Origin of the sequence: Sphingomonas sp. BK036 (assembly GCF_004216825.1) — a bacterium.
GTDB lineage: Bacteria > Pseudomonadota > Alphaproteobacteria > Sphingomonadales > Sphingomonadaceae > Sphingomonas.
The window spans coordinates 979,389-1,003,501 of sequence record NZ_SGXR01000003.1 but is presented as its reverse complement, the minus strand read 5'-3'; the positions used below and the strand labels follow the sequence as shown (position 1 = coordinate 1,003,501).

The window sequence follows — 24,113 nt, the reverse complement described above, 5'->3', positions numbered from 1 at the left end:
GCGCATGATCACCACGCTGGTGCTCTGGAGCTATGCGCTGGCGGCGCTGCTGTTCGGCGCGCTCGCCTTGACCCAGATGCGGCGGCCAAGCGTGCCATGGCCGCACGCGCCGTTCGTCCTCGCGCTCGCCATCACCAGCCTTTGGGCGCTCGCGGTCGCGGGGATCGACTCGCGCGACGTGGCGACTCGGATCGTCGCCAGCGCGCGCGACATCGCGTGGCTCGGCTTCATGCTCGCGCTCGTCCGGCGCGATCGTGCGGGCAATTATGCGCTGGGCGCCGTGTATTTCGTCGTGATGGCGCTCGCCGGGACCGCCGCGCTGCTCGCGGTCGCAGGCCGGATGGGGCTCGACGCCGATGCACTGGCCGCGGTCGAATCGGCGCGCACCGTCTTCCTGATGATGAGCGCGGTCAGCGGCCTGGTGCTCGTCCATCACCTGTACCAGGCGGCGCCCCCGTCGCGCGGCGGCGTCCGGCTGGTCGTGGTCGCGCTCGCGGCGATGTGGAGCATTGACCTTATCATCGCTGCCGGCATCTATTTCGAGATGCGCTGGATTGGCGTGTCGATCGTCGTGCGCGGCGTGATCATGACCGGGGTCGCGGCGCTGCTGGTGGTCGCCGTGCACCGCAGCGGCGACTGGACGATCGCGCTGTCGCGGCCGATCGCGGTCCGCGCGCTGTCCGCGGTGGCGTTGATCCTGTACGCCGGGCTGACCGCGCTCGCGACGAGCATCGCCGCCACCTATGCCGGTCCCTATGTCCGCGTCGCGCAGACCGCGATCGTGTTCGGCGCGACCGCGGGCGTGCTGACGCTGCTGTCGACCCCGTGGCTGCGCGCCTGGGCCAAGGTGAAGGTCGCCAAGCATCTTTTCCGCCACCGCTATGATTATCGCGCGGAATGGCAGCGCTTCACCGACACGCTGGGGAAGCCTGGGGCCGGCGCCGATTCGCTCCAGGCGCGGGTCGTGAAATCGATCGCGGACCTCACCGATTCGCCGGGCGGCCTGTTGCTGGTGCCCGACGGTGCATCGCTCGGACCGGGGGCGACCTGGAACTGGGATTGCGCCGACGCGTCCGGTCCGCAGGACGAGCGGCTGGCCCGCTTTCTCGCCAGCGACGCGCGGATCGTCGAGCTCGACCGGGTCCGCGCCGGCACCGCGCCGGCCGAGGACATGGCGAGCGTTCCCGACTGGCTGCACGCCTGCGCGGACGCGTGGGCGATCGTCCCGCTGGTCCATGGCGGCGCGATGGGCGGCGCGCTGGTCGGCGCGATCGTGCTGTCGCGGCCGCCGGTCGACCGCGCGCTCGACTGGGAGGATTTCGATCTGCTCCGCGTCGCCGGGCGGCAGGCGGCGAGCTATCTCGCCGAGGATCGCGCACACGCGGCGCTCGCCGATGCCGCGCGCTTCGACGAGTTCAACCGGCGTTTCGCGTTCATCCTGCACGACATCAAGAACCTCGTCAGCCAGCTGACCCTGGTCGCGCGCAATGCCGAGCGCCACGCCGACAACCCCGATTTCCGCGTCGACATGGTCGCGACGCTCAAGGATTCGTCCGATCGCATGAATGCGCTGCTCGCCCGCCTCTCGCAACACGGCCCCGTCCGCGGCGAGCCGCTCCAGCCGGTCGACGTCGCCGCGGTCGTCGCGCGCGTCGCCACCGCCCGCCGGGCGCAGCATCCGATCGTCACGCAAGGGGCGGCGGCCTGCGCGCTCGGCCACGCCGCGCGACTCGAACAGGTGCTCGGCCTGCTCGTCCAGAACGCGGTCGAAGCGAGCCGCGCGGAGGATCCCATCCTGCTGTCGATCGAGACCGTGGGCGACCGCGTGGCGATCGACGTCATCGATCATGGCTGCGGGATGAGCCCCGGTTTCGTGCGCGACCAGCTGTTCCGCCCGTTCGTGTCGTCCAAGCCCGCGGGCTTCGGCATCGGCGCGTTCGAGGCGCGGCAGCTGGTCCATGCGATGGGCGGCGCGCTCGACGTCGTCAGCCGCGAAGGCGAGGGCACGCGCTTCCGCATCCTGCTGCCCGCCGTGTCATCGCTGGAGGTGGCCGCATGAGCGACAAGCTTCGCCCCGTCCTGTTGATCGTCGAAGATGATCTCGGGCTCCAGCGCCAGCTGCGCTGGGCGTATGAAGGCTATGAGATCGTCGTCGCGAGCGATCGGACGCAGGCGCTCGACGCGATCCGCGCGCACGAGCCCGCGGTCGTCACGCTCGATCTGGGCCTGCCGCCCGATCCCGATGGCGTCACCGAGGGTTTCGCCACGCTGCGCGACATCCTGGCGATGAAGCCCGATACGAAGGTGATCGTCGCCTCGGGGCACGGCGCGCGCGAAAGTGCGCTGCAGGCGATCGCCGACGGCGCCTGGGATTTCTATGCCAAGCCGATCGATATCGATGCGCTGGGGCTGATCGTCAGCCGCGCGTTTCACGTCCACGCGCTGGAGGCGGAGAATCGTCGTCTTGCCGCGCGGATCGACGCGGGCGGGTTCGGCGGTCTGATCAGCGCGTCGCCCGAGATGGCGGTAGTGACCCGCACGCTGGAACGCGTCGCGCCCGCCAATGTGTCGGTGATGCTGCTGGGCGCGAGCGGGACCGGCAAGGAACTGCTCGCACGCGGGCTGCACCAGGCCTCGCCACGTGCGCGCGGCAATTTCGTCGCGATCAACTGCGCGGCGATTCCCGAGACCCTGCTCGAGAGCGAATTGTTCGGGCACGAAAAGGGGGCGTTCACCGGCGCGGTGAAGACCACCGAGGGCAAGATCGAACAGGCCGCGGGCGGCACGCTGTTCCTCGACGAGATCGGCGACGTGCCGCTCGCGCTGCAGGTCAAGCTGTTGCGGTTCCTCCAGGAGCGCGTGATCGAGCGGGTCGGCGGGCGCAAGGCGATACCGGTCGACACGCGAATCGTCTGTGCGACCCACCAGAATGTCGACGCGATGGTCGCCGACGGGCGGTTCCGCGAGGACCTGTATTATCGCCTGGCCGAGATCGTCGTGCGGATCCCCGCGCTCGCCGACCGGACCGGCGATGCGGTATTGCTCGCACGCCATTTCGTCACCCGCTACGCTACGTCGATGAACCCCGCCGTGACCGGTCTTGCTCCCGACGCGCGCGCGGCGATCGACGGCTGGGGCTGGCCCGGCAACGTCCGCGAACTGGAAAACCGGATCAAGCGCGCGGTCATCATGGCCGATGGCAAGCTGGTCACCGCGATCGATCTCGATCTCGACGGCAAGGCCGAGGATGCGGCCGCGCTGAACCTGCGCGCGGCGCGCGAACTCGCCGATCGCAAGGCGATCCGCCAGGCACTCGTGCGCGCCGACGGCAACATCTCCGGCGCGTCGCGGTTGCTCGGGATCAGCCGGCCGACGCTGTACGATCTGCTGAAAAGCTACGACCTGCATGGCTGACGCGCGCTATCCGATGCTGCGCCGGCGCAAGCGGCGGCGGCGGGTGACGATGCCCACGACGCTTTCGGGCGCGCGCGTGCGCCTGCTGGCGATCGGGCTGCTGTGCCTGATCGTCGTCGGGGTCGGTGTCGCGCTCGCGCTGCGGCCGCCGAAGCCCGATGCGCGCCGCTTGCTTGCCGATAGCCTGGCGACGCTGGACGCGGGCAATTATAGCGCGGCGCGCACCAACGCGCAGGCGGCGGTCGCCGCGCGACCCGATTGGGGACTCGCGCATGCGGTGCTGGCGCGCGCCTATCTCGAACTCGGCGACGGGCTGGCCGCCGACGCCGAACTTTCGCGCGCGCAGGATGCGGGATTGCCCGCCGACCGGCTCCACCAACTCCAGGCGCATGCCGATCTGCTGCAGGGCGATCCCGACGGTGCGCTCGATGAAGCGGCGCAGGCCTCGCCGCGTTACGCGGGCTATGCCGCGCGAATTTCCGCACGCGCGCTGGCGGCGCAGGGCAACGTCGTCGATGCACGCGCGCGGCTCGAGGCGCTGGTCGGCGGCGCACCCGACGATGCGGCGGCGTGGACCGATCTCGGTCGGCTCCGCCTGACGACCGGCGATGTCGGTGGCGCCTCGGTTGCGGCGGCGCTCGCGGTGGCGCTCGCGCCGCGCGACCCTGCGATCCTGACGTTGCAGGGCGAAGTGATCCGCAGCCGCTATGGCCTGATCGCCGCGCTTCCCTGGTTCGAGGCGGCGTTGGCGCGCGATGCCTATTACCACCCCGCGCTGATCGAATATGCGGCCACGCTGGGCGATGCCGGGCGGAGTGCCGACATGCTGGCGGTCACGCGTCGCGCGCTGCTGGCGCGTCCCGGCAGTCCGCAGGCGCTGTACCTCCAGGCCGCGCTCGCCGCGCGTGCAGGCCGGGTCGATCTCGCGCGGTCGTTGCTGCGCGCCGCAGGGGGGACGATCAACGGGTTGCCCGGTACGCTGTTGCTGTCCGGCAGCCTCGATTTTGCGGAAGGGAAGTTCGAGCAGGCGGCGGCGTCGTGGCGGCAGCTCGTCGGGCTGCAGCCGCTCAACATCGTCGCGCGACAGCTGCTTGGCGCGGCGCTGCTCCGGTCTGGCGATCCGCGCGGTGCGTTCGATACGCTCCGGCCGATCGGTCTGCGTCCCGACGCGGACGTCTATTCGCTGACCCTGATCGCGCGTGCGTTCGACGCGGTTGGCGATGCGGGCTCGGCGGCGTCGTTCCGCGATCGCGCCGCAGCTGGCCCCGTGGCGCCGGCTTTGGTCTTTGCGACCGACACCGCGATCGGTGCGCTCATGGCGGACGCCGCGACCGCGCCGGGCGACCCGACCTATGTGCTAGGGGTGATCCGCGGGCAGATCGCCGCGGGCGATACGGCAGGCGCGATTGCACGCGCGCGGTCTCTTGCGGGCGTCGCCCCCGGTGCGCCGGCGGCGCAGCTTGCGCTGGGCGATGCGCTGGTCGCGGCGGGGCGCTATGCCGAGGCGGCGGACGTATTTGCACGCGCCGCGGACCTCTCGTTCGACGAGCCGACGATGCTCCGGCTGGTCGACGCGCGCAGCCGCGCCGGGCGCGCGGAGGAGGCCGCCGCCGCGCTGGCGCTCTATCTGTCGCAGAACCCGCAAAGCCTCGCAGGCCAGCGCGTGCTCGGCCATTGGCAGGTCGCATCGGGTCACTGGGACAGCGCGATCGAGACGCTCGAGGGAATCCGCCGCCGGGTCGGCAACCAGGACGGTGCCGTCCTCGCGGATCTCGCGCTCGCCTATGCGGGCAGCGACGATGGCGCGATCGCGGTCCGCTATGGCCGCGCGGCTTATGGCCTCTCGCCGATGCGCGCGGCCGCCGCCGATGCCTACGGCGTCGCGCTGGCCGCGAATGGCGACGAGGAGGGCGCCCGGCAGCTGCTCGTCAAGGCCACTCGTCTCGCACCCGGCGATGCGGCGATCGCGGGGCATCTTCGCCAACTGCGCTGACTCTTGTCACGACCGGGGCGCACGGCCAAGAGCATGCGATGACCGACCCGCTGGACCGTATCGCCGCCGCGCTCGAACGCCTGTCCCCACCACCGCCGCCCGCGGCCGATCTGCGCGCGCACCCGGCCTATGTCTGGCGTGCGGGCGGGCTGGTCGCGGCGCGAGGGTTTGCGCCGCTACCGCTGGCGATGCTGGTCGGGCTCGACCGGCAAAAGGCGTCGCTGCTGGCAAATCTCGATCGGCTGGCCAACGGCTACGCGGCGCAGGACGTGCTGCTGTGGGGCGCGCGCGGCACGGGCAAGTCCGCGCTGGTGAAAAGCGCGGTCGCCGCGATCCAGGCGGATGGCGGCGATCTCGCGCTGATCGAGGTTTCGGACCTCGACAGCCTGCCGACGCTGTTCGTGATGCTGGCAGGGCAGGACCGCGCTTTCGCGCTGTTCGTCGACGATCTGGGGTTCGAGGTGCCGGCGGAGGCGCGGGCGTTGCGCTCGGTGCTGGAAGGGGGCGCGGAACCACGGCCCGCCAATGTACGGCTGCTCGTCACCGCGAATCGCCGCCATCTCGCGCCGCGCGACATCGCCGAGCAGGAGAGCGCGATCAACCCGCGCGATTCGGCCGACGACCATCTGGCGCTGGCGGATCGATTCGGTCTGAGTCTGGGGTTTCACGCGCTCGATCAGGAGACGTATCTCGCGATCGTCACAGCCTATGCGGAGCGGTATGATCTGGTGTTCGAGCCGGGCGAGGCCATCGGCTGGGCAACGCGTCGTGGCAGCCGCTCGGGGCGCATCGCGTGGCAATATGTCGTCGATCTGGCGGGGCGCATGGGCAGGGCGCTTTAGGCCGGCTGCGGTTCCGGATCGGTAGTCTGAAACGAACGGGCCGGCGCCGAGGCGCCGGCCCACAACTTTTAGTTGCTGTCCGAGTTGTCGTCCTTGACGATCGCAACGATGCCGATTGCGGCAACGCCGGCTGCGATCAGGATTGCGAAGATGCCGCCGCCGCCTGCGAGCTGGCTCTTGCCGGTGGTTGCCGAACCGACGCGTGCGTTCGAAACCGACAGGCTGCTGGCAGCGTTTGCAACAGGAGCAGCCGACGCTGCAACCGAGGTGGTCATCATGGCGACAGCGAGTGCGCTGCCGGTAAGGGCCTTGAGCTTCATGGGATTCTCCAAAATTATCGTCGGCTCATTGGCGTGCGACGCAACATAAGTCAACGAATAGAACAGCTATATCGGTTTAGTTTTCGACATTTGCTACAGCTTAGCGTGCGCCCTCTACCAATTCTGCCAGTTCGAGCCAGCGCAACTCGGCGGCATCCTTCTCTGCCCTTGCCTGTTCGATCGCCTTGGTCAGCTTCGCGAACGTCGCATTGTCGCGCATGTAGAGGTCGGGCTTGGCGAGTTTGACCGCATCCGCCGCCATCTGCGCGTCGAGTTCCTCGATTCGCTTGGGCAGCAGTTCATAGTCGCGCTGATCCTTGTAGGTCAGCTTCGCGCGCGGCGCCGCGACCGGCGCGGTCGCGGCGACCTTCTTGGACGCACGCTTGCCGGTGGTCGTCGAGGCGCGGCGCTTTTCCCAATCCTCATAGCCGCCGGCAACGACATCGACCGTGCCCGAGCCGTCGAGCCCGAGCGTGATCGTCACGGTCCGGTCGAGAAAGTCGCGGTCATGGCTGACGATCAGGACGGTGCCGTCGTAGTCGCCGATCACCTCCTGCAACAAGTCGAGCGTCTCGAGATCGAGGTCGTTGGTCGGCTCGTCGAGCACGAGCAGGTTCGACGGCTTGGCGAATTCGCGCGCGAGCAACAGGCGCGACCGCTCGCCACCCGACAGCGACCCGATCTTCGCATCGACCATGTTCGGGTCGAACAGGAAGTCCTTCAGGTATCCGTGAATATGCTTGCGCACGCCGAGCACGTCGATCCACTCGCCGCCATCGACGACGACTTCGCGCACCGTCTTCTCGGGCGCCATCAGGCTGCGCTGCTGGTCGATCACGACCGCATCCAGGGTCTGGGCGAGCTTGATCGAGCCGCTGTCGGGCTGGATCTCGCCGGTCAGCAGTTTGAGCAGCGTCGACTTGCCCGCGCCGTTGCGGCCGACGATGCCGATCCGGTCGCCGCGCGTGACGCGCAGCGTCAGGTCGCCGATGATCGTGCGGTCGCCATACGCCTTGGTGACGTTCTTCGCGTCGATCACGACCTTCGACTTGCTGTCGTCGCTGGCGGTGGTCAGGTTCGCCGAGCCCTGCGGCCCGATCATCGACGCGCGTTCGGCGCGCATTTCGTGCAGCTTGGTCAGGCGGCCCTGGTTGCGCTTGCGCCGCCCGGTGACGCCGCGGAGCAGCCAATGCTCCTCGAGCTTGAGGCGTGCATCGAGCTTTTCGGCCTGGCGCTGTTCCTCGGCGTACACCTGTTCGGTCCATGCCTCGAACCCGCCGAAGCCGATCTCCGCACGGCGGATCGCGCCGCGATCGAGCCACAGCGTCTGCTTGGTCAGACGCGTCAGGAAGGTGCGGTCATGGCTGATGACGACGAACGCGCCGCGGAAGCGCTTGAGCCAGTCCTCGATCCATTCGATCGCGCCGATGTCGAGATGGTTGGTCGGCTCGTCGAGCAGCAGCACGTCGGGGTCCTGCGCCAGCGCGCGGACGATCGCCGCGCGGCGACGCTCGCCACCCGACGCGGAGCCCGCCTCGCGCGACAGGTCGATGCCGAGCTGGTCGGCGATCGAATCGGCCTCGTAGCTGACCGGCGCATCGTCGCCGCCCATCACGTAATCGCGCAACGTCGCGAAGCCGCGCAGATCGGGCTCCTGCTCGAGGATCACGACGCGCGTGCCGGGGACGATCACCCGGCGTCCCTCGTCGGCGACGACGCTGCCGCCGAGCAGCTTGAGCAAGGTCGTCTTGCCCGCGCCGTTGCGGCCGATCAGCGCGAGCCGATCGCGCGGGCCGATATGGATGTCGAGGTTGCGAAAGAGCCATCCCGAGCCCTGGACGAGTCCGAGGCCTTCGAATGCTAAGATTGGTGCTGCCATGTCCGCGCCACGTAGGGGGGCGAGGTGATGCAGGCAAGTTACACCTCGCGCGCTTCGTACAGTCGACGGCCTGTCGCGATCATTCACAGGCTGTTCAATGCCGGGGCCCTATGTCACGGCGATGAAGATGTTGCTTTTTCTTGCGACCTTGGCCGCAGCGCCATTCCTGATCGGCGCCGCGCCGTTGGTGGCGGGCGAGCCCCTCCAGCGTCGCAGCGACCAGATGTCGGCGTTGCAGGCGCGCAAGACGGGTGCCCCGTCGTTGCGCGAAATCGAGTCGCGCGTGATCCCGACGATGCGGGGGGCGCAGTATCTCGGCTCCGACTATGATTCGGGCAGCGCCATTTACACGCTCAAATTCCTGCGCGATGGAACCGTCATCTGGGTCGACGTCGATGGCCGCACCGGCCAGATCGTCGGCCGCACGGGTCGCTGAAAGCCCCAATCGAGAGGAGTATCATGCGCGTTCTGATCGTCGAGGACGAGCCGAATCTCGGCCAGCAATTGAAGAATACCCTCGAGGGGGCCGGCTATGCGATCGATCTCGCGGTCGATGGCGAGGAAGGCCATTTCCTCGGCTCGACCGAGAATTACGACGCGGTCGTGCTCGACCTCGGCCTGCCCGAGATTGACGGGCTGACCGTGCTCGATCGCTGGCGCAAAGAGGGCAAGGTGATGCCCGTGCTCGTGCTGACCGCGCGCGACAGCTGGTCGGACAAGGTTGCCGGGCTCGATGCGGGCGCGGACGATTACGTCGCCAAGCCGTTCCAGAGCGAGGAACTGATCGCGCGTCTTCGCGCGCTGATCCGTCGTGCGTCGGGCAATGCCTCGTCCGAGCTGACCGCGGGCGACATCCGCCTCGACACGCGCAGCGGCAAGGTCACGCGCGCCGGCGAGCCGGTGAAGCTGACCGCGCAGGAATATAAGCTGCTGAGCTATCTGCTCCATCACAAGGGCAAGGTCGTCAGCCGTACCGAGCTGATCGAGCATATCTACGATCAGGATTTCGATCGCGATTCGAATACGATCGAGGTGTTCGTCACGCGCATCCGCAAGAAGCTCGGCCAGGACGTGATCACGACGATCCGCGGCCTTGGCTACAGCCTCGAAGATCCGGACGCCTGATCGGTCCGGCCATGGACACCGCGCCGCTGACAGAGGGACCGATCCGCGTGCCGGCGGCCGTGAAGGGATCGTTGTCGCGACGGATGATCCTGATCGCGGCGGTCTGGATCGTCGTGCTGCTCAGCGGCGGCGGGTTCGCGCTCGATCGCGTGCTGACGCAGGCCGTGACCCGCAATTTCGACGACCAGCTCGAATATGTCCTGCGGTCGCTGCTCAATTCCTCCGAGATCGGGCCCGAGGGGGAGGTGATCTTCTCGCGCGACGCCGCCGCCGACCAGCGCTTCGTCGAGCCTTATTCCGGGCTCTACTGGCAGGTCTCGGGCAAGGGGCGCGAGGATTTCCCGTCGCGGTCGCTCTGGGATCGCAAGCTCGCGTTCGGCAGCCCGCACGACGATCGCAACGCGCATTTTTACGACAGCACGCAATTCCCCGACGAGAAGCTGCGGATCGTCGAGCGCGACGCGGTCATCCCCGGCTCCAAGGTCCACTGGCGGTTCCAGGTCGCGCAGAGCCGCGACGGGCTCGACGCGCAGATCACGACGCTGCGCCGCACGCTCGTCCGCAGCTTCGCGCTGCTCGCGCTCGGGTTGATCGTGATGGCGGCGCTCCAGACCTTTTACGGGCTCTGGCCGCTGCGCCGCGTGCGCGAGGAGATCGCGCGGATGCGCGCGGGCCAGTCGAACCGCGTGTCGAGCGCGATGCCGGTCGAGGTCGCGCCGATGGTCGAGGAACTCAACGCGCTGATCGAGCACAACGAACGCCAGGCGGAGGAGGCGCGACGCCACGCCGGCAACCTCGCGCATGCGCTCAAGACGCCGCTGACGGTCATCATGAACGCCGCCACCGCGCAGTCGGACGATCTCGCCGACACGGTGATCCGCGAGGCGCGGACGATGCGGCGGCAGGTCGATCATCATCTCGCGCGCGCGCGCGCGGTGGGTCGGCGCGGGTCTGCGCACAGCCGCGCCGATGTGTGGCCGAGTCTCGAATCCGTCGAGCGCGCGGTCGGGCGGCTGTATCGCCATGTCCGGATCGACGTGACCGGGCCGCGCGGGCTGCAGGTTCATGTCGAGCGGCAGGATCTCGACGAGATGCTCGGGAATCTGATCGAGAACGCGGCGAAATATGGCGGGGGCAGCGTGTTCGTCACGGTCGGCGCGCAATCGGGGTTCGTCGAGTTCCTCGTCGAGGACGACGGCGTCGGCATCCCCGAGGAAGAACGCGTCCGCATCTTCGATCGCGGCGTGCGGCTGGATACGGGCAAGCCCGGGACCGGCCTGGGCCTCGCGATCGTCCGCGACGTGGCCGAAATCTACGAGGGAACGGTCGCGCTCGAGGAGAGCGAGGATCTCGGCGGGTTGCTGGTCCGGCTGCGGTTGCCGGCCGCGAACTAGCGCATCGTCATCCTGACTTTCGTCAGGATGACGGACTGAGTTGATTATCCTCGCGACCGCGCCTGCCGATACGTCCCCAGCACGCGCAGCCATTTGGAATGGAACCCCAGTTCCTCCAGCGCATGATCGAGGTTCGCGTCACCCGGCTTGCCGACCACGTCCGCGTAGAATTCGGTCGCCGAGAAACTCCCGTTGCGCTGGTAGCTTTCGAGCTTGGTGATGTTGACGGCATTGGTCGCGAAGCCGCCCATCGCTTTGTAGAGCGCGGCGGGGACGTTCCTCACCTCGAAGATCAGCGTCGTCATCCATGCGCCCCCGACCGGCTCCTGCGCCGCGGGGGGCTTGCCGCCCCGCGCCAGCACCACGAACCGGGTCGTGTTGTGATCCGCATCGGCTATGTCGGTCGCTAGCAGTTCCAGTCCGTACAGCCCCGCGGCGGCCGGCGGCGCGAGCGCGGCGATCGCCGGATCGCCAAGCTCGGCGACGACCGCCGCAGCGCCCGCGGTGTCGGGATAGCTCACCGGCTCGATCCCGTGCGCCTTGAGCCAGTGGCGGCATTGGCCGAGCGCCTGCGGGTGGCTCATCGCCTGGCGGATCCGGTCGCGCGGGCCTGTCCCCATCAGCGCATGGCGGATCGGCAGGAAATGCTCGCCGGTGATGACCAGCCCCGATTCGGGCAGCAGGAAATGAATGTCGGCGACGCGGCCGTGCAGCGAATTCTCGATCGGGATGATCGCGCAGTCGGCGCGGCCGTCCTTCACCGCGTCGATCGCGTCGGAGAAATCGAAACAGGGCAGGGGGAGGCCATCCGGGAACGCCTCGACCGCCGCAACATGGCTGTTGGCGCCCGGCGCGCCCTGGAATGCGACGGCGCGCGCTGGATCGGCGGCGGCGGCTTCTGTCATCCGCGCGACGATGGGGCGGGCGGGTGCGGCGAAGTTTTCCATGCGCCGGGCGCGTACTAAGCCGGGCGGGCATGTTCAAGAGTGGGTGCAGCCGCGGGTTGCGGTGCGCGTCCGCCTTTTCTATGGCTATTCCAAACAGAACAGGGCGGATGCACAAGATGGACAATCGGACCAATACGATCGCCGGCTGGGTGCTCGCAGGCTGTGGTGCGGCACTCGGGCTGTCGATCGTCGGTGGGATGATGTTCCACGGCGAGCGCCCCGAGAAGATGGGCTATGCGATCGAGGGCGTGGTCGCCGAGGGCGGCGAGGGTGCTGCCGCCGAAGTTCCGATCGCCTCGCTGCTGCCGACCGCCGACGCCGCCAAGGGCGCCGAGGTGTTCAAGAAGTGCGCCGCCTGCCACACGATCAACCAGGGGGGCGCGAACGGCGTCGGCCCGAACCTGTACGGCACGGTCGGCGAGGAAATCGCCAAGGGCAAGGGCGGGTATGCCTTCTCGGCGGCGCTGGCCGGCGTCGGCGGCAAGTGGGATTTCGACAAGCTCAACGCCTGGCTGACCAGCCCGCGCAAGTTCGCCAACGGCACCAAGATGACGTTCGCCGGCCTCGGCAACGCACAGGATCGCGCGAACGTGATCCTGTATCTCAATCAGCAGGGCTCGAACCTGCCGCTCCCCGCGGCGCCTGCTGCGGGCGCCGCGCCGGCCGCCAAGGATCAGCCCGCGACCGCGAACGCGGCGGAAGCCGCGGCCACCGAGGGCGCACCCACTGCGGACATCGCCAACACCGGCACCCCCGCCTCCGGCGCGCCGTCGGTCGACCCCGAAGCCGCGCGCAAGGGCGCCCGCTCGGAGAAGTAGTGGTTTCCTGCTCCCTCTCCCCTCCGGGGAGAGGGCTGGGGTGAGGGGCAGCCCAGCAGCGCGTCACCTGGAACAGCCCCTCACTCCGACCCTCTCCCCGGAAGGGGGAGAGGGAGCAGAGCGTCAGGCGTCCGCCGCGTCCTCCGCAGCCCGCTCGCGGTAGAAGGACTGCACCGCGTCCCACGCCTCGTCCGCGGTCTCGACATAGCGGAAGATCCCGAGATCCTTCTCGCTTACGACGCCTTCCTCGACCAGCGCATCGAAATTCACGACCCGCTCCCAGAAGGCGCGGCCGAACAGCAGCACCGGGATCGGCTGGATCTTGCCCGTCTGGATCAGCGTCAGCAGCTCGAACAGCTCGTCGAACGTTCCGAACCCGCCCGGGAATGCCGCCAGCGCGCGCGCGTGGAGCAGGAAGTGCATCTTGCGCAGCGCGAAGTAATGGAACTGCACCGACAGCGACGGGGTCACATAGGGGTTGGGCGCCTGCTCGTGCGGCAGGACGATGTTGAGCCCGATCGATTCGGCGCCGACATCGGTCGCACCACGGTTTGCGGCCTCCATGATCGACGGACCGCCGCCCGAACACACCACGAACTGCCGCCAGCCGCGCTCGTCGCGCGGCAGCACGCTGACCTTCGCGGCGAGCTCGCGCGCGACGTCGTAATATTTCGACTTCTCGACGAGCCGTTCGGCGATCTTGCGCGATTTGTCGTCGGTGGCGAGTTCGAGCAGTGCCTTGGCCTTCGAAGGCTCGGGGATCCGCGCCGAGCCGTAAAACACGAAGGTCGAGGCGATCTTCGCCTCCTCGAGGACGAGTTCGGTCTTGAGCAGCTCGAGCTGGAACCGCACCGGGCGCAGGTCTTCGCGGAGCAGGAAGTCCATGTCCTGGAAGGCGAGGCGGTAATGCGCATGCTGGGTTTGCGGGGTGGAAACGATCTCGCGAGCGGACTCGGCGTCCTGGCTGGCATTCGCGAAAACGCGCGACGGTATGCGTGTATCTGTCATTCAGGCGGGATTAGAGGAAACGGGCGCACGCCGCTAGACCAGTGTACTAACGGCAGAAATTCGCGCGATCGTCCTCGAGATGCAGGTGGTTGCGGTGCGCGGCGTTGTAGTCGGGGCTCAGCACCGTCCCGAATCGCTTGCACGCCGACGCGCGGATGGTCTGAAGGAACTGCCGCACCTGCGGATCGGGCGAATTCCAGTCGTTCAACACGGTGATCCGCCGCCCGTCCTTCAGCACGAACCCGCCGACATCGACCGCGTTGGCGATCGCATGGCCTGAGCGGCGCGTAGCGTTCCGCGCCGAGCCGACGACGTTGCGGCACGCATAGCTGCCCATGCTGTCGATCCGCGCGAGCTCGCTGCCGAGCATCTGGTAGGCGGCGGGCGCGACCGCGTTGCTGGTCCAGCCGATGAACGCCCGCGCCGCGCCGCAGCGCACCGCGGTGAGATTGGCGACGGGGACGCCGATGTCGACGAGCTTCACGGTGCCCGACAGGCCACAGCCGGGCCCGGTCTCGCGGTCGGGCAGCACCTGGAACGAGACGTGAAGCTCGCGCAGGTCGGCAAGACACTGTGCGGTCTCGCGATTGCTTGGGACCGACAGGTTGGGGCGCGTCTGTTGCGGGGCCGCGGGGCGATCGGCACGACCGCAGCCGGCAACCGCCAACGCCAGCATCGCCATCGCCGTGACGCTGCGCGTATTTCCGTGTTCGCCCATCGTCTTACCCCGCATGATGGACGACGTGCTGCACCACCGGCCTCGGAACAAGCCCGGGGTGACGGGGCGAGGGCGCGGCGCGGTGGAGCGAGTCCGGCGCGGTTGACTCCCCGCGCCACGTGTTTAGGGCCGGCGACGGGCCACGCGGTCCCAACGCCGCGCGTGCTCTCTGTGAGGAGAGATACATGACTGATACGACCTACGCCCCCGCCACGGGTGCGCCTGCGCTGCCTGCCACCAAACCGGCACGCCCCTTTTTCTCCAGCGGTCCCTGCGCGAAGCCTCCGGGCTGGTCCGCGGACAAGCTCGCCACCGCTTCGCTCGGTCGCTCGCATCGCTCGAAGATCGGCAAGACCCGCCTCCAGTACAGCATCGACCTGATGCGCGAACTGCTGAAGCTTCCGACCACGCACCGCATCGGCATCGTCCCCGGCTCCGACACCGGCGCGTACGAGATGGCGATGTGGACGATGCTGGGCGCGCGAGGCGTCACCGCGCTCGCCTGGGAAAGCTTCGGCGAGGGCTGGGTGACCGATGCGGTCAAGCAGTTGAAGATCGACCCCAATGTGATCCGCGCCGATTACGGGCAGATCCCCGATCTGGACTCGGTCGACTGGTCGAACGACGTGTTGTTCACCTGGAACGGCACCACCAGCGGCGTGCGCGTGCCGAACGCGGACTGGATCCCCGACGACCGTGAGGGCCTGTCGTTCGCCGATGCGACGTCGGGCGTGTTTGCCTATGACATCGACTGGAGCAAGATCGATGTCGCGACCTTCTCGTGGCAGAAGGTGCTCGGCGGCGAGGGCGCGCACGGCGTGCTGATCCTCGGCCCGCGCGCGGTCGAGCGGCTCGAGACCTATACGCCCGCCTGGCCGTTGCCCAAGGTGTTCCGCCTCGTCTCGAAGGGCAAGCTCGCCGAGGGCGTGTTCAAGGGCGAGACGATCAACACCCCGTCGATGCTGGCGGTCGAGGACGCGATCTTCAGCCTCGAATGGGCGAAGTCGCTCGGCGAGGACGGGCTGATCGCACGCTCCGACGCCAATGCTGCGGCGCTCGACAAGATCGTGGCGGACCGCGACTGGCTCGGCCATCTCGCGGCCGATCCGGCGACGCGGTCTCGCACCAGCGTCTGCCTGACGGTCGAGGGTGCCGACGAGGCGATGATCAAGGCGATGGCCGCCGCGCTCGAGAAGGCTGGCGCTGCGTATGACGTCGCGGGCTATCGTGATGCGCCCCCGGGCCTGCGAATCTGGTGCGGCGCGACCGTTGACACCGCCGATATCGTGGCGCTCGGGCCGTGGCTCGATTGGGCCTACGCGACCGCCAAGTCCGCTTAACCGCTACCGCGCGTTCGTTCGTCCGCCGACACCCACCCCCTCTCCGTCATCCCGGCGAACGCCGGGACCCATGGACACGGAGCATCCGCTCATGACGCGGACCGCAACCATGGGCCCCGGCGTCCGCCGGGGTGACGGAATGGGGTGAGGATGGGGTCGTAAACCGAACGCGCACCCCCCGATTTCCCGAAATTCCCAGGAGCAATCCCATGCCAAAAGTCCTCATTTCCGACAAAATGGATCCCCGCGCCGCGCAGATCTTCCGCGAGCGCGGCGTCGAGGTCGACGAGATCACCGGCAAGACGCCCGCCGAACTGATGGCGATGATCGGCGCGTATGACGGTCTCGCGATCCGCAGCTCGACCAAGGTCACCAAGGAAATCCTCGAGCACGCGACCAACCTGAAGGTCGTCGGCCGCGCCGGCATCGGCGTCGATAACGTCGACATCCCCGCCGCCTCGGCCAAGGGCGTCGTCGTGATGAACACGCCGTTCGGCAACTCGATCACCACCGCCGAGCATGCGATCGCGCTGATGTTCGCGCTCGCCCGCCAGTTGCCCGAGGCCGACGCCTCGACCCAGGCCGGCAAGTGGGAGAAGAACCGCTTCATGGGCGTCGAGCTGACGTCGAAGACGCTCGGCCTGATCGGCGCGGGCAATATCGGTTCGATCGTCGCCGACCGTGCGCGCGGGCTCAAGATGAAGGTCGTCGCGTTCGATCCGTTCCTGACGCCCGAGCGCGCGATCGAGATGGGCGTCGAGAAGGTCACGCTCGACGATCTGCTCGCACGCGCCGACTTCATCACGCTGCACACGCCGCTGACCGACCAGACGCGCAACATCCTCTCGGCCGAGGCGCTCGCCAAGACCAAGAAGGGCGTGCGGATCATCAACTGCGCCCGCGGTGGCCTGATCGACGAGGTCGCGCTGAAGGCGGCGCTCGATTCGGGGCAGGTCGGCGGCGCCGCGCTCGACGTGTTCGTCGACGAGCCCGCCAAGGCCTCGCCGCTGTTCGGCACGCCCAACTTTGTCAGCACGCCGCATCTCGGCGCGTCGACCAGCGAGGCGCAGGTCAACGTCGCGATCCAGGTCGCCGAGCAGATGGCCGATTTCCTGATGTCGGGCGGCGTTACCAACGCGCTCAACATGCCGTCGCTGTCGGCCGAGGAAGCGCCGCGGCTCAAGCCCTATATGGCGCTCGCCGAAAAGCTCGGCTCGATGGTCGGCCAGCTCGCGCACGGCTCGATCGACCGGATCTCGGTGCATAGCGAGGGTGCCGCCGCCGAGCTCAACCCCAAGCCGATCACCAGCGCGGTGCTCGCCGGGTTCCTCAAGACGCAGACCGCGACCGTCAACATGGTCAACGCACCGCTGATCGCGCGCGACCGCGGCGTCGAGGTCCGCGAGGTCCGGACAGAGCGCGAGGGCGATTACCACACGCTGCTGCGCGTCGCGGTCCGCACCGAGGATGGCGAGCGGTCGGTCGCGGGCACGCTGTTCGGCGACCAGGCGCCGCGCCTGGTCGAGCTGTTCGGGGTGAAGATCGAGGCCGATCTGGCGGGGCCGATGCTCTACGTCGTCAATGTCGACGCGCCGGGCTTCATCGGCCGCCTCGGCACCGCGCTGGGCGAGGCGGGCGTCAACATCGGCACCTTCCACCTCGGCCGCCGCTCGGCGGGCGGCGAGGCGGTGCTGCTGCTGTCGGTCGACGAGGCGGTGACGCCGGACCTGCTGACCAAGGTCCGCGCGCTGCCGGGCGTGAAGACCGCAATGGGCCTGAACTTCTAACGGCCGGGCTGCCGAACGACTGGCAGCTGTAACTCAATCCTCCCCCGCAAGGGGGAGGTGGCGCCGGAGGCGTCGGAGGGGGAGGACACGGAGCAGACGTTTCCCTATCCGCCCCCTCCGTCAGGCTGCGCCTGCCACCTCCCCCTGGCGGGGGAGGATCGTGCGAGGGCCGGTTTCTATCACTGCTTGCTGAGCATGTACGTCATGCCGACGAACGCAGTTCAATCTGGCGGCAACCTGCTCTAGAGGCTCGCGCATGACTGCTTTGCTCCCCGAGGGATTTAGAGATCGCCTGCCGCCCTTCGCCGATTCGGCGGGGGCGCTGGAAGCCCGCGTGCTCGAGGCCGCGCGCCTCCACGGCTATGAGCGCGTCGATCCGCCGCTCGCCGAATTCGCCGATGGTCTTGAGATGCGGTTGAAGGCCGGCGGGCTGCACGACGCGGTCCGCTTCGTCGATCCGGTATCGCAGCGCACGCTCGCGATCCGCCCTGACATCACCGCGCAGGTCGCGCGGATCGCCGCGACGCGGATGGGGCATCACCCGCGGCCGGTGCGGCTGAGCTATGCGGGTTCCGTTCTCAAACTGCGCGCATCGCAGCTCGCGCCCGCGCGTGAGACGCGGCAGATCGGCTGCGAGCTGATCGGGCTCGATTCGGTTGCCGCCGCACAGGAACTCGTCGCGGTCGCGGTCGACATGATCACCGCCGCCGATGTCACCGGCGCCTCGATCGACTTCACGCTCCCTGATCTCGTGCCGACGCTCGCCGCCGGCCCGCTCCCCGTCGCCCCCGAACACGTCGCGACGTTGCGCGACCGCCTCGATGCCAAGGACGCCGGCGCGGTCGCCGCGCTCGCGCCCGCCTACCTTCCGCTGATCGAGGCCGCCGGGCCGTTCGCGCAGGCGATGGAGCGGTTGCGCGCGTTCGACACGAGCGGCGCGCTCGCCTCGCGTCTCGACGCGCTCGCGCGGATCGCCGATGCGATCGACGGTCGGGTCGCGCTGACGCTCGATCCGACCGAGCGGCACGGGTTCGAATATCAGAGCTGGCTCGGCTTCTCGCTGTTTGCCGATGGCAGCGCGCGGGAGGTCGGCCGCGGCGGTACCTACACGATCGTCCACGAGACGGGCGCGGAGGAAGCCGCGACCGGTTTCTCGCTGTTCGCCGATGCGCTGGTCGGGCGCACCGCGAGCGTCGATCGCCGCCGCCTGTTCCTGCCGTTCGGTACGCCGGCCAGCGAAGGCGCGGCGATGCGCGCGCAGGGCTGGGTCACCGTCGCCGCGCTCGAGGCGGGCGATACCCCCGAAGCACAGGTCTGCACGCATGTTTGGGTAGCGGGCGGCCCCCGCGCGCTGTAGGCGCTGCGGGTAATCCTCAGGAGATAAAGTTTGGCCAACGTAGCAGTCATCGGCGCGCAATGGGGCGACGAAGGCAAGGGCAAGATCGTCGACTGGCTCGCCGAGCGGGCCGACATGGTCGTGCGGTTCCAGGGCGGCCACAACGCCGGCCACACTTTGGTCGTCGGCGAGAATGTGTACAAGCTGTCGCTGCTGCCCTCTGGCATCGTGCGTGGTACGCCGTCGTTCATCGGTAACGGCGTGGTGCTCGATCCCTGGGCGCTCAAGGACGAGATCGCCCGGCTTGGCGCGCAGGGCGTCGTCGCGACCCCCGAGACGCTGCGCATCGCCGATACCTGCGCGCTGATCCTGCCGTTCCACCGCGACCTCGACGGTTTGCGCGAGGATGCAAGCGGCGCGGGCAAGATCGGCACGACGCGGCGCGGCATTGGCCCGGCCTACGAGGACAAGGTCGGCCGTCGTGCGATCCGCGTGTGCGATCTGGCACATCTCGACGATCTGGGCCCGCAGCTCGATCGCCTGACCGCGCATCACGACGCGCTGCGTGCTGGCTTCGGCGAGCCGCCGATCGACCGCGCGCGGCTGATCGCCGAGCTGCGCGAGATAGCCGGCTTCGTGCTGCCCTTCGCCAAGCCCGTGTGGCGCGATCTCAACGCCGCACGCGCGGCGGGCAAGCGGATCCTGTTCGAGGGCGCGCAGGGCGTGCTGCTCGACGTCGATCACGGCACCTATCCGTTCGTGACCTCGTCGAACACCATCTCGGGTGCCGCTGCCGGCGGGTCGGGTCTCGGGCCAGCGGCGGTCGGCTTCGTGCTCGGCATCGCCAAGGCGTACACGACGCGAGTGGGTTCGGGCCCGTTCCCGACCGAGCTCGAGAACGAGACCGGCGAGCGCCTCGGCGTACGCGGCCATGAGTTCGGCACCGTCACCGGGCGCAAGCGGCGTTGCGGCTGGTTCGATGCGGTGCTGGTACGCCAGGCAGCCGCGGTCGGTGGCATCACCGGCATCGCACTGACCAAGATCGACGTGCTCGACGGGTTCGAGACCGTGTCGATCTGCACCGGCTATAAGCTGCGCGGCGAGACGCTGGATTATTTCCCGGCGCATGCGGCAGACCAGGCGCTGGTCGAGCCGATCTACGAAACGATGGAAGGCTGGCAGGAGACGACGGCCGGTGCGCGCAGCTGGGCCGACCTGCCCGCGCAGGCGATCAAGTATATCCGCCGCATCGAAGAGCTGATCCGCTGCCCGGTGACGCTGGTGTCGACCAGCCCGCAGCGCGCCGACACGATCCTCGTCCGCGACCCGTTCTCGGACTGACACAAAAAAGGCCGGGCGATCGCTCGCCCGGCCTTTCATTCGTTAGCCGTGGCTGTGATCAGCGCGGCGTGCCGGTGGTCCCGGTGGTCGAACCCATAGTGCCGCCGGTCGTACCGCCCATCGTGCCCGTGGTGCCACCCATCGTGCCGGTAGTACCGCCCATGGTGCCGGTCGTGCCGCCCATCGTGTCGGCGCCCATCGTGCTGCCGGTCGTACCCGACATCGTGCTGCCGGTCGTGCCGGTGCCCATCGTGCCCGAGGCGGTGCCCGACGTCGTGCCCGATGCCGTACCACGCGTGCGGCTACGTGCCTTCGTGCCGCGCTGCGTGCGCGTCGTTGCGGTCGAACCAGCGGTCGTGGACTTGGTCTGGCCCATGGTGCTGCCCGACATGCCGCCGTTCATGCTGCCCGAGGCCGTACCGCCCGTGGTGCCGCCACCCATCGTGCCGCCCATCGCGCCGCCGGTGCTCGTCTGTGCCATGGCCACGCCCGGGATGATCAGGGCTGCTGCGGCGATCGAAGTCAAAATGCGCATTATCACTCTCCTAAGTTATTGAAGAGCAAGCGCTTCAGCGCCGTGTATGTTCCCTGGTCAGCCGCACTGCCCGCGATGGAGCAGCGCCTGGTCTGCCAGAACGAGCGCCACCATCGCCTCGACGACGGGGACTCCGCGGATTCCGACGCACGGATCATGACGCCCCTTGGTTGCGATCGTCGCGGCCTCGCCGGTCGGGCTGATCGTCTCGACGGGGGTGAGGATCGAGCTGGTTGGCTTAAACGCGACTCGCAGCCGGATCGGCTGGCCGGTGGCGATTCCGCCCGCGATCCCGCCGGCATGGTTGGCAAGGAATTCGGGGCCGTCGACGCCGGGGCGCATCGGATCCGCATTGGCCTCGCCCGACAGCGCGGCGGCGGCGAACCCGTCGCCGATCTCGATCCCCTTGACCGCGTTGATGCTCATGCACGCCGAGGCGAGTTCGGAATCGAGCTTGGCATAGAGCGGCGCGCCCCAGCCGGCCGACACGCCGGTCGCCTCGCACGCGATCACCGCGCCCAGCGACGACCCGGACTTGCGCGCGGCGTCGACCAAAGCCTCCCAGCGCAGCGCAGCCTCGGCATCGGGGCAGAAGAACGGGTTCTTGTCGATCTGCGCGTCGTCAAAGTTGGCGGGATCGATCGCGTCGCCACCGATCGCCTCGACCCAGGCGCGCACCCGCACCTGTGGCACGACCAGCCGCGCGACCGCACCGGCGGCGACACGCGCCGCGGTCTCGCGCGCGGACGAGCGGCCGCCGCCGCGATAATCGCGAAAGCCGTATTTGGCGTCATAGGCATAGTCGGCATGGCCGGGGCGATAGGCCTTGGCGACGTCCGAATAATCCTTCGAGCGCTGGTCGACATTCTCGATCATCAGGCTGATCGGCGTGCCCGTGGTGCGGCCGTCGAACACGCCCGAGAGGATGCGGACGGTATCCGGCTCGCGCCGCTGCGTCGTGAAGCGCGAGGTGCCGGGGCGGCGCTTGTCGAGCCAGGGCTGGATATCGGCTTCGGTGAGGGGGATACCGGGGGGGCAGCCGTCGACCACCGCGCCGAGCGCCGGGCCGTGCGACTCACCCCAGGTCGTGAAGCGGAACATCCGCCCGAAAGTATTGACGCTCACTTGGCCCTCTCCCCGACGGGTAGAGGGAGGGGCCCGTGCGAAGCATGGGAGGGTGAGGGCACGCTGCTAAGCGCCGACAGGATCGCGGCGAGCACCCCGTCCATCCGCTGCATCACGTCGTTGTTCCAGACACGGATCACACGATATCCCTTGTTCGCGAGGTAGGCGGTTCTGTCGGCATCATAGGCCTCGTCACCGATATGCTGGCTGCCGTCTACCTCGACGACGAGCATGGCGTCGATGCAGAGGAAATCGGCGATGAACGGGCCGATCCAGACCTGGCGGCGGAACTTGAAGTCGGCGAGGCGGCGGCTGCGGAGGTTCTGCCACAAGCGGGTCTCCGCCTCCGTTGGGTCGCGTCGCAACTGGCGAGTTCGGTTCAGCGCTTCGGTGCCGTCGTGTTGCCTCACCTTGCCCTCACCCTCCCATGCTTCGCATGGGCCCCTCCCTCTCCCCGGAGGGGAGAGGGGTTTAGGCCAGTGCGATGTCGGGGGCGTCTTCGGCTTTCATGCCGATCACGTTGTAGCCGGCGTCGACATGATGGGTCTCGCCCGTCACACCCGAAGCCAGGTCGCTCAGCAGATACAGCCCCGCGCCGCCGACATCGTCGATCGTGACGTTGCGCTTGAGCGGGGAGTTCAGCTCGTTCCACTTGAGGATCAGGCGGAAATCGCCAATCCCGCTGGCGGCCAGCGTCTTGATCGGGCCGGCCGAGATCGCATTCACGCGGATGTTGTCGCGACCCAGATCGACCGCAAGATACTGCACGCTCGTCTCGAGCGCGGCCTTCGCCACACCCATCACGTTGTAATGCGGAATGACCTTCTCGGCGCCGTAATAGCTGAGCGTCAGCATCGCGCCGCCTTCGGTCATCATCTTGGCGGCGCGCTGCGCGACCGCGACGAACGAATAGACGCTGATGTTCATCGTCATCAGGAAATTGTCGAGGCTGGTATCGACGAACCGCCCGCGCAGCTCGTTCTTGTCCGAAAAGCCGATCGCGTGGACCACGAAGTCGATCGTCGGCCATTCTTCCGCTAACTTGTCGAACGTCGCGTCGAGCGCGGCCATGTCGGACACGTCGCAATCGAACAGCCGTGCGACGCCCAATTGCTCGGCGAGCGGGCGGACGCGCTTCTCCATCGTCTCGCCCTGATAGCTGAACGCGAGTTCGGCGCCCGCCTCGGACAGCTTCTTGGCGATCCCCCAGGCCAGCGACTTGTCGTTCGCCAGACCCATGATCAACCCACGCTTGCCCGCCATCAAACCGTTCACGCCGTTCCCGCCTGTACCTGCATATCCGTAGCGGGTTGCTCTAGCGTGGTTTCGAGGGGTTCCGCCAGTGCTGCGTTCAGATGCGCGCCGAATACCAGCCCGAGCCCGATGACATAGAAAAATAACAGCATGATGACGACGCCAGCGAGACTACCATAGGTTAAGTCGTACCCGCCGAGCCGCGACAGGATCACCGGCAGCAATGCGGTCGCGCTGACCCACCAGGCGGTGGTGAACAGCGCGCCCGGCCATTTCCGGCACTTCGAATAGCGATAACGCGACGGCGTCACCGAATAGAAGAGCAAATAGAGCGCGCCGAACATCAGCAGGCCCGGGATCAGCCGCGACAGCCCGACCCAGCCCGCGGCGTCCTGCGCGAACGGGACCAGCCGGTAGATGAACTGCTCGGCCGCGGTCAGGATACCCTGGACGAGGAACGAGAGCAGCGCGATCACCACCGACAGGATAATCACTGCCGACGATCCAAGCCGCGATTTCCAGAACGGCGCAGTCGCCTTGATTCCGTAGGCGCGGTGGAAGATGTCGCGGATCGTCTCGACGAAGCTGCCGACCGTCCACAACCCGACGAGCGCGCCCAGCCACAACAGCGACCCGGTCCGTGCGGCAAGCACGTCGGCGATCGGCTTGCGCAACAGATCGCCGACATTGGGCGGCAACACGTTCAGGAACGATTCGACCGCGCGCACCGTCTCGACGCTCTGCCCGAACAGCGACAGGATCGCCGCCGCGACGATAAAGAACGGAAACACCGTCATCAGCGCGAGATAGGCGAGGTTCCCCGCATGGATGAACCCGTCGTTGAACACGCCGATCGCGGCGCGCTTGAACACCTCGAACGCGCGGCTGCCCGGCTTGACCTTCGCCATGCCGCGATTGAGACGGGTGCGTGCGCCAC

The 24,113-nt window shown here is 68.3% G+C and carries 22 protein-coding genes; 12 read left to right on the top strand and 10 right to left on the bottom strand.

The window, feature by feature from the left end; translation table 11 throughout:
- The first annotated feature begins 4 nt into the window (after positions 1 to 4).
- Genes prsK through EV283_RS04670 form a run of 4 tightly spaced genes read left to right on the top strand, consistent with a single transcriptional unit; the run spans position 5 to position 6,249 of the window.
- Positions 5 to 2,059: an XrtA/PEP-CTERM system histidine kinase PrsK gene (gene prsK / locus EV283_RS04685; RefSeq protein ID WP_130323033.1), complete on the top strand. Its 2,055-nt coding sequence runs from the start codon at positions 5 to 7 to the stop codon at positions 2,057 to 2,059.
- Positions 2,056 to 3,414: a PEP-CTERM-box response regulator transcription factor gene (gene prsR, locus EV283_RS04680; RefSeq protein ID WP_130323031.1), complete on the top strand. Its 1,359-nt coding sequence runs from the start codon at positions 2,056 to 2,058 to the stop codon at positions 3,412 to 3,414. The genes prsK and prsR overlap by 4 nt, the downstream gene beginning before the upstream one ends.
- A complete protein-coding gene (locus EV283_RS04675; RefSeq protein ID WP_130323029.1) occupies positions 3,407 to 5,407 on the top strand; it encodes a tetratricopeptide repeat protein in 2,001 nt (666 codons plus the stop codon). Before prsR ends, EV283_RS04675 begins: the two co-directional genes overlap by 8 nt.
- Positions 5,408 to 5,445: 38 nt before the next feature.
- The gene (locus EV283_RS04670) at positions 5,446 to 6,249 is read left to right on the top strand and encodes an ATP-binding protein (protein WP_130323027.1); all 804 of its coding nucleotides are present in this window, start codon (positions 5,446 to 5,448) and stop codon (positions 6,247 to 6,249) included.
- 68 nt (positions 6,250 to 6,317) lie between these two features.
- On the opposite strand, the gene EV283_RS04665 is transcribed toward EV283_RS04670, so the two are convergent.
- Together EV283_RS04665 and EV283_RS04660 are read right to left on the bottom strand one after the other, a co-directional pair.
- Positions 6,318 to 6,569, bottom strand: a complete 252-nt coding sequence (locus tag EV283_RS04665) for a hypothetical protein (protein WP_130323025.1) — start codon at positions 6,567 to 6,569, stop codon at positions 6,318 to 6,320.
- 100 nt (positions 6,570 to 6,669) lie between these two features.
- Positions 6,670 to 8,448 carry an ABC-F family ATP-binding cassette domain-containing protein gene (locus tag EV283_RS04660; RefSeq protein ID WP_130323023.1) on the bottom strand — a complete coding sequence of 593 codons (1,779 nt, stop codon included), beginning with the start codon at positions 8,446 to 8,448 and terminating at the stop codon, positions 6,670 to 6,672.
- Positions 8,449 to 8,569: 121 nt separating this feature from the next.
- On the opposite strand from EV283_RS04660, the gene EV283_RS04655 reads away from it, so the two are divergent.
- The 3 genes from EV283_RS04655 to EV283_RS04645 are packed head-to-tail and all read left to right on the top strand — an operon-like array spanning position 8,570 to position 10,967.
- Positions 8,570 to 8,884, top strand: a complete 315-nt coding sequence (locus tag EV283_RS04655; protein WP_056413407.1) for a hypothetical protein — start codon at positions 8,570 to 8,572, stop codon at positions 8,882 to 8,884.
- A 23-nt stretch (positions 8,885 to 8,907) separates the two neighbouring features.
- Positions 8,908 to 9,573 carry a response regulator transcription factor gene (locus EV283_RS04650; protein ID WP_055881618.1) on the top strand — a complete coding sequence of 222 codons (666 nt, stop codon included), beginning with the start codon at positions 8,908 to 8,910 and terminating at the stop codon, positions 9,571 to 9,573.
- A gap of 11 nt (positions 9,574 to 9,584) precedes the next feature.
- Positions 9,585 to 10,967 (top strand): ATP-binding protein, encoded by a 1,383-nt coding sequence (locus tag EV283_RS04645; RefSeq protein WP_130323021.1) that lies wholly within the window; start codon positions 9,585 to 9,587, stop codon positions 10,965 to 10,967.
- Positions 10,968 to 11,011: 44 nt separating this feature from the next.
- Here the strand turns inward: EV283_RS04645 and EV283_RS04640 are convergent, their stop codons facing one another.
- Entirely contained in the window at positions 11,012 to 11,914 is a 903-nt protein-coding gene (locus EV283_RS04640; protein ID WP_130323019.1) for a prephenate dehydratase, read from the bottom strand.
- Positions 11,915 to 12,030: 116 nt separating this feature from the next.
- Here EV283_RS04640 and EV283_RS04635 point away from each other — a divergent pair, with 116 nt between their 5' ends.
- Positions 12,031 to 12,732: a cytochrome c family protein gene (locus EV283_RS04635; RefSeq protein ID WP_130323017.1), complete on the top strand. Its 702-nt coding sequence runs from the start codon at positions 12,031 to 12,033 to the stop codon at positions 12,730 to 12,732.
- 123 nt (positions 12,733 to 12,855) lie between these two features.
- On the opposite strand, the gene EV283_RS04630 is transcribed toward EV283_RS04635, so the two are convergent.
- Positions 12,856 to 13,740: a TIGR00730 family Rossman fold protein gene (locus EV283_RS04630; RefSeq protein WP_130323015.1), complete on the bottom strand. Its 885-nt coding sequence runs from the start codon at positions 13,738 to 13,740 to the stop codon at positions 12,856 to 12,858.
- A 46-nt stretch (positions 13,741 to 13,786) separates the two neighbouring features.
- The gene (locus EV283_RS04625; RefSeq protein WP_347400200.1) at positions 13,787 to 14,473 is read right to left on the bottom strand and encodes an extensin family protein; all 687 of its coding nucleotides are present in this window, start codon (positions 14,471 to 14,473) and stop codon (positions 13,787 to 13,789) included.
- 170 nt (positions 14,474 to 14,643) lie between these two features.
- Between EV283_RS04625 and EV283_RS04620 the strand changes: the two genes are divergently transcribed.
- From EV283_RS04620 to EV283_RS04605, 4 genes are all read left to right on the top strand, one after another.
- The gene (locus EV283_RS04620; protein ID WP_130323013.1) at positions 14,644 to 15,798 is read left to right on the top strand and encodes a phosphoserine transaminase; all 1,155 of its coding nucleotides are present in this window, start codon (positions 14,644 to 14,646) and stop codon (positions 15,796 to 15,798) included.
- Between the two features lie 209 nt (positions 15,799 to 16,007).
- Positions 16,008 to 17,585: a phosphoglycerate dehydrogenase gene (serA, locus tag EV283_RS04615; RefSeq protein ID WP_130323011.1), complete on the top strand. Its 1,578-nt coding sequence runs from the start codon at positions 16,008 to 16,010 to the stop codon at positions 17,583 to 17,585.
- Between the two features lie 256 nt (positions 17,586 to 17,841).
- The gene (locus EV283_RS04610) at positions 17,842 to 18,942 is read left to right on the top strand and encodes an ATP phosphoribosyltransferase regulatory subunit (protein WP_130323009.1); all 1,101 of its coding nucleotides are present in this window, start codon (positions 17,842 to 17,844) and stop codon (positions 18,940 to 18,942) included.
- Positions 18,943 to 18,972: 30 nt separating this feature from the next.
- Positions 18,973 to 20,262: an adenylosuccinate synthase gene (locus EV283_RS04605; protein WP_130323007.1), complete on the top strand. Its 1,290-nt coding sequence runs from the start codon at positions 18,973 to 18,975 to the stop codon at positions 20,260 to 20,262.
- Between the two features lie 58 nt (positions 20,263 to 20,320).
- Here EV283_RS04605 and EV283_RS04600 read toward each other — a convergent pair whose 3' ends face one another.
- From EV283_RS04600 to EV283_RS04580, 5 genes are all read right to left on the bottom strand, one after another.
- A complete protein-coding gene (locus EV283_RS04600; protein WP_130323005.1) occupies positions 20,321 to 20,797 on the bottom strand; it encodes a hypothetical protein in 477 nt (158 codons plus the stop codon).
- 57 nt (positions 20,798 to 20,854) lie between these two features.
- Complete coding sequence (gene aroC, locus EV283_RS04595; RefSeq protein WP_130323003.1) at positions 20,855 to 21,922, bottom strand: chorismate synthase; 1,068 nt, start codon at positions 21,920 to 21,922, stop codon at positions 20,855 to 20,857.
- Entirely contained in the window at positions 21,919 to 22,332 is a 414-nt protein-coding gene (locus EV283_RS04590) for a DUF559 domain-containing protein (RefSeq protein WP_130323001.1), read from the bottom strand. Before EV283_RS04590 ends, aroC begins: the two co-directional genes overlap by 4 nt.
- Before the next feature lie 61 nt (positions 22,333 to 22,393).
- The gene (gene fabI / locus EV283_RS04585) at positions 22,394 to 23,197 is read right to left on the bottom strand and encodes an enoyl-ACP reductase FabI (RefSeq protein WP_107956678.1); all 804 of its coding nucleotides are present in this window, start codon (positions 23,195 to 23,197) and stop codon (positions 22,394 to 22,396) included.
- Entirely contained in the window at positions 23,194 to 24,084 is an 891-nt protein-coding gene (locus EV283_RS04580) for a YihY/virulence factor BrkB family protein (RefSeq protein ID WP_234422879.1), read from the bottom strand. Before EV283_RS04580 ends, fabI begins: the two co-directional genes overlap by 4 nt.
- Positions 24,085 to 24,113 lie beyond the last annotated feature (29 nt).

Coding starts and splice junctions, on each gene's coding strand:
- prsK (WP_130323033.1), top strand. CDS start 5: ATGATCACCACGCTGGTGCTCTGGAGCTATGCGCTGGCGGCGCTGCTG.
- prsR (WP_130323031.1), top strand. CDS start 2,056: ATGAGCGACAAGCTTCGCCCCGTCCTGTTGATCGTCGAAGATGATCTC.
- EV283_RS04675 (WP_130323029.1), top strand. CDS start 3,407: ATGGCTGACGCGCGCTATCCGATGCTGCGCCGGCGCAAGCGGCGGCGG.
- EV283_RS04670 (WP_130323027.1), top strand. CDS start 5,446: ATGACCGACCCGCTGGACCGTATCGCCGCCGCGCTCGAACGCCTGTCC.
- EV283_RS04665 (WP_130323025.1), bottom strand. CDS start 6,569: ATGAAGCTCAAGGCCCTTACCGGCAGCGCACTCGCTGTCGCCATGATG.
- EV283_RS04660 (WP_130323023.1), bottom strand. CDS start 8,448: ATGGCAGCACCAATCTTAGCATTCGAAGGCCTCGGACTCGTCCAGGGC.
- EV283_RS04655 (WP_056413407.1), top strand. CDS start 8,570: ATGAAGATGTTGCTTTTTCTTGCGACCTTGGCCGCAGCGCCATTCCTG.
- EV283_RS04650 (WP_055881618.1), top strand. CDS start 8,908: ATGCGCGTTCTGATCGTCGAGGACGAGCCGAATCTCGGCCAGCAATTG.
- EV283_RS04645 (WP_130323021.1), top strand. CDS start 9,585: ATGGACACCGCGCCGCTGACAGAGGGACCGATCCGCGTGCCGGCGGCC.
- EV283_RS04640 (WP_130323019.1), bottom strand. CDS start 11,914: ATGGAAAACTTCGCCGCACCCGCCCGCCCCATCGTCGCGCGGATGACA.
- EV283_RS04635 (WP_130323017.1), top strand. CDS start 12,031: ATGGACAATCGGACCAATACGATCGCCGGCTGGGTGCTCGCAGGCTGT.
- EV283_RS04630 (WP_130323015.1), bottom strand. CDS start 13,740: ATGACAGATACACGCATACCGTCGCGCGTTTTCGCGAATGCCAGCCAG.
- EV283_RS04625 (WP_347400200.1), bottom strand. CDS start 14,473: ATGCGGGGTAAGACGATGGGCGAACACGGAAATACGCGCAGCGTCACG.
- EV283_RS04620 (WP_130323013.1), top strand. CDS start 14,644: ATGACTGATACGACCTACGCCCCCGCCACGGGTGCGCCTGCGCTGCCT.
- serA (WP_130323011.1), top strand. CDS start 16,008: ATGCCAAAAGTCCTCATTTCCGACAAAATGGATCCCCGCGCCGCGCAG.
- EV283_RS04610 (WP_130323009.1), top strand. CDS start 17,842: ATGACTGCTTTGCTCCCCGAGGGATTTAGAGATCGCCTGCCGCCCTTC.
- EV283_RS04600 (WP_130323005.1), bottom strand. CDS start 20,797: ATGCGCATTTTGACTTCGATCGCCGCAGCAGCCCTGATCATCCCGGGC.
- EV283_RS04580 (WP_234422879.1), bottom strand. CDS start 24,084: ATGGCGAAGGTCAAGCCGGGCAGCCGCGCGTTCGAGGTGTTCAAGCGC.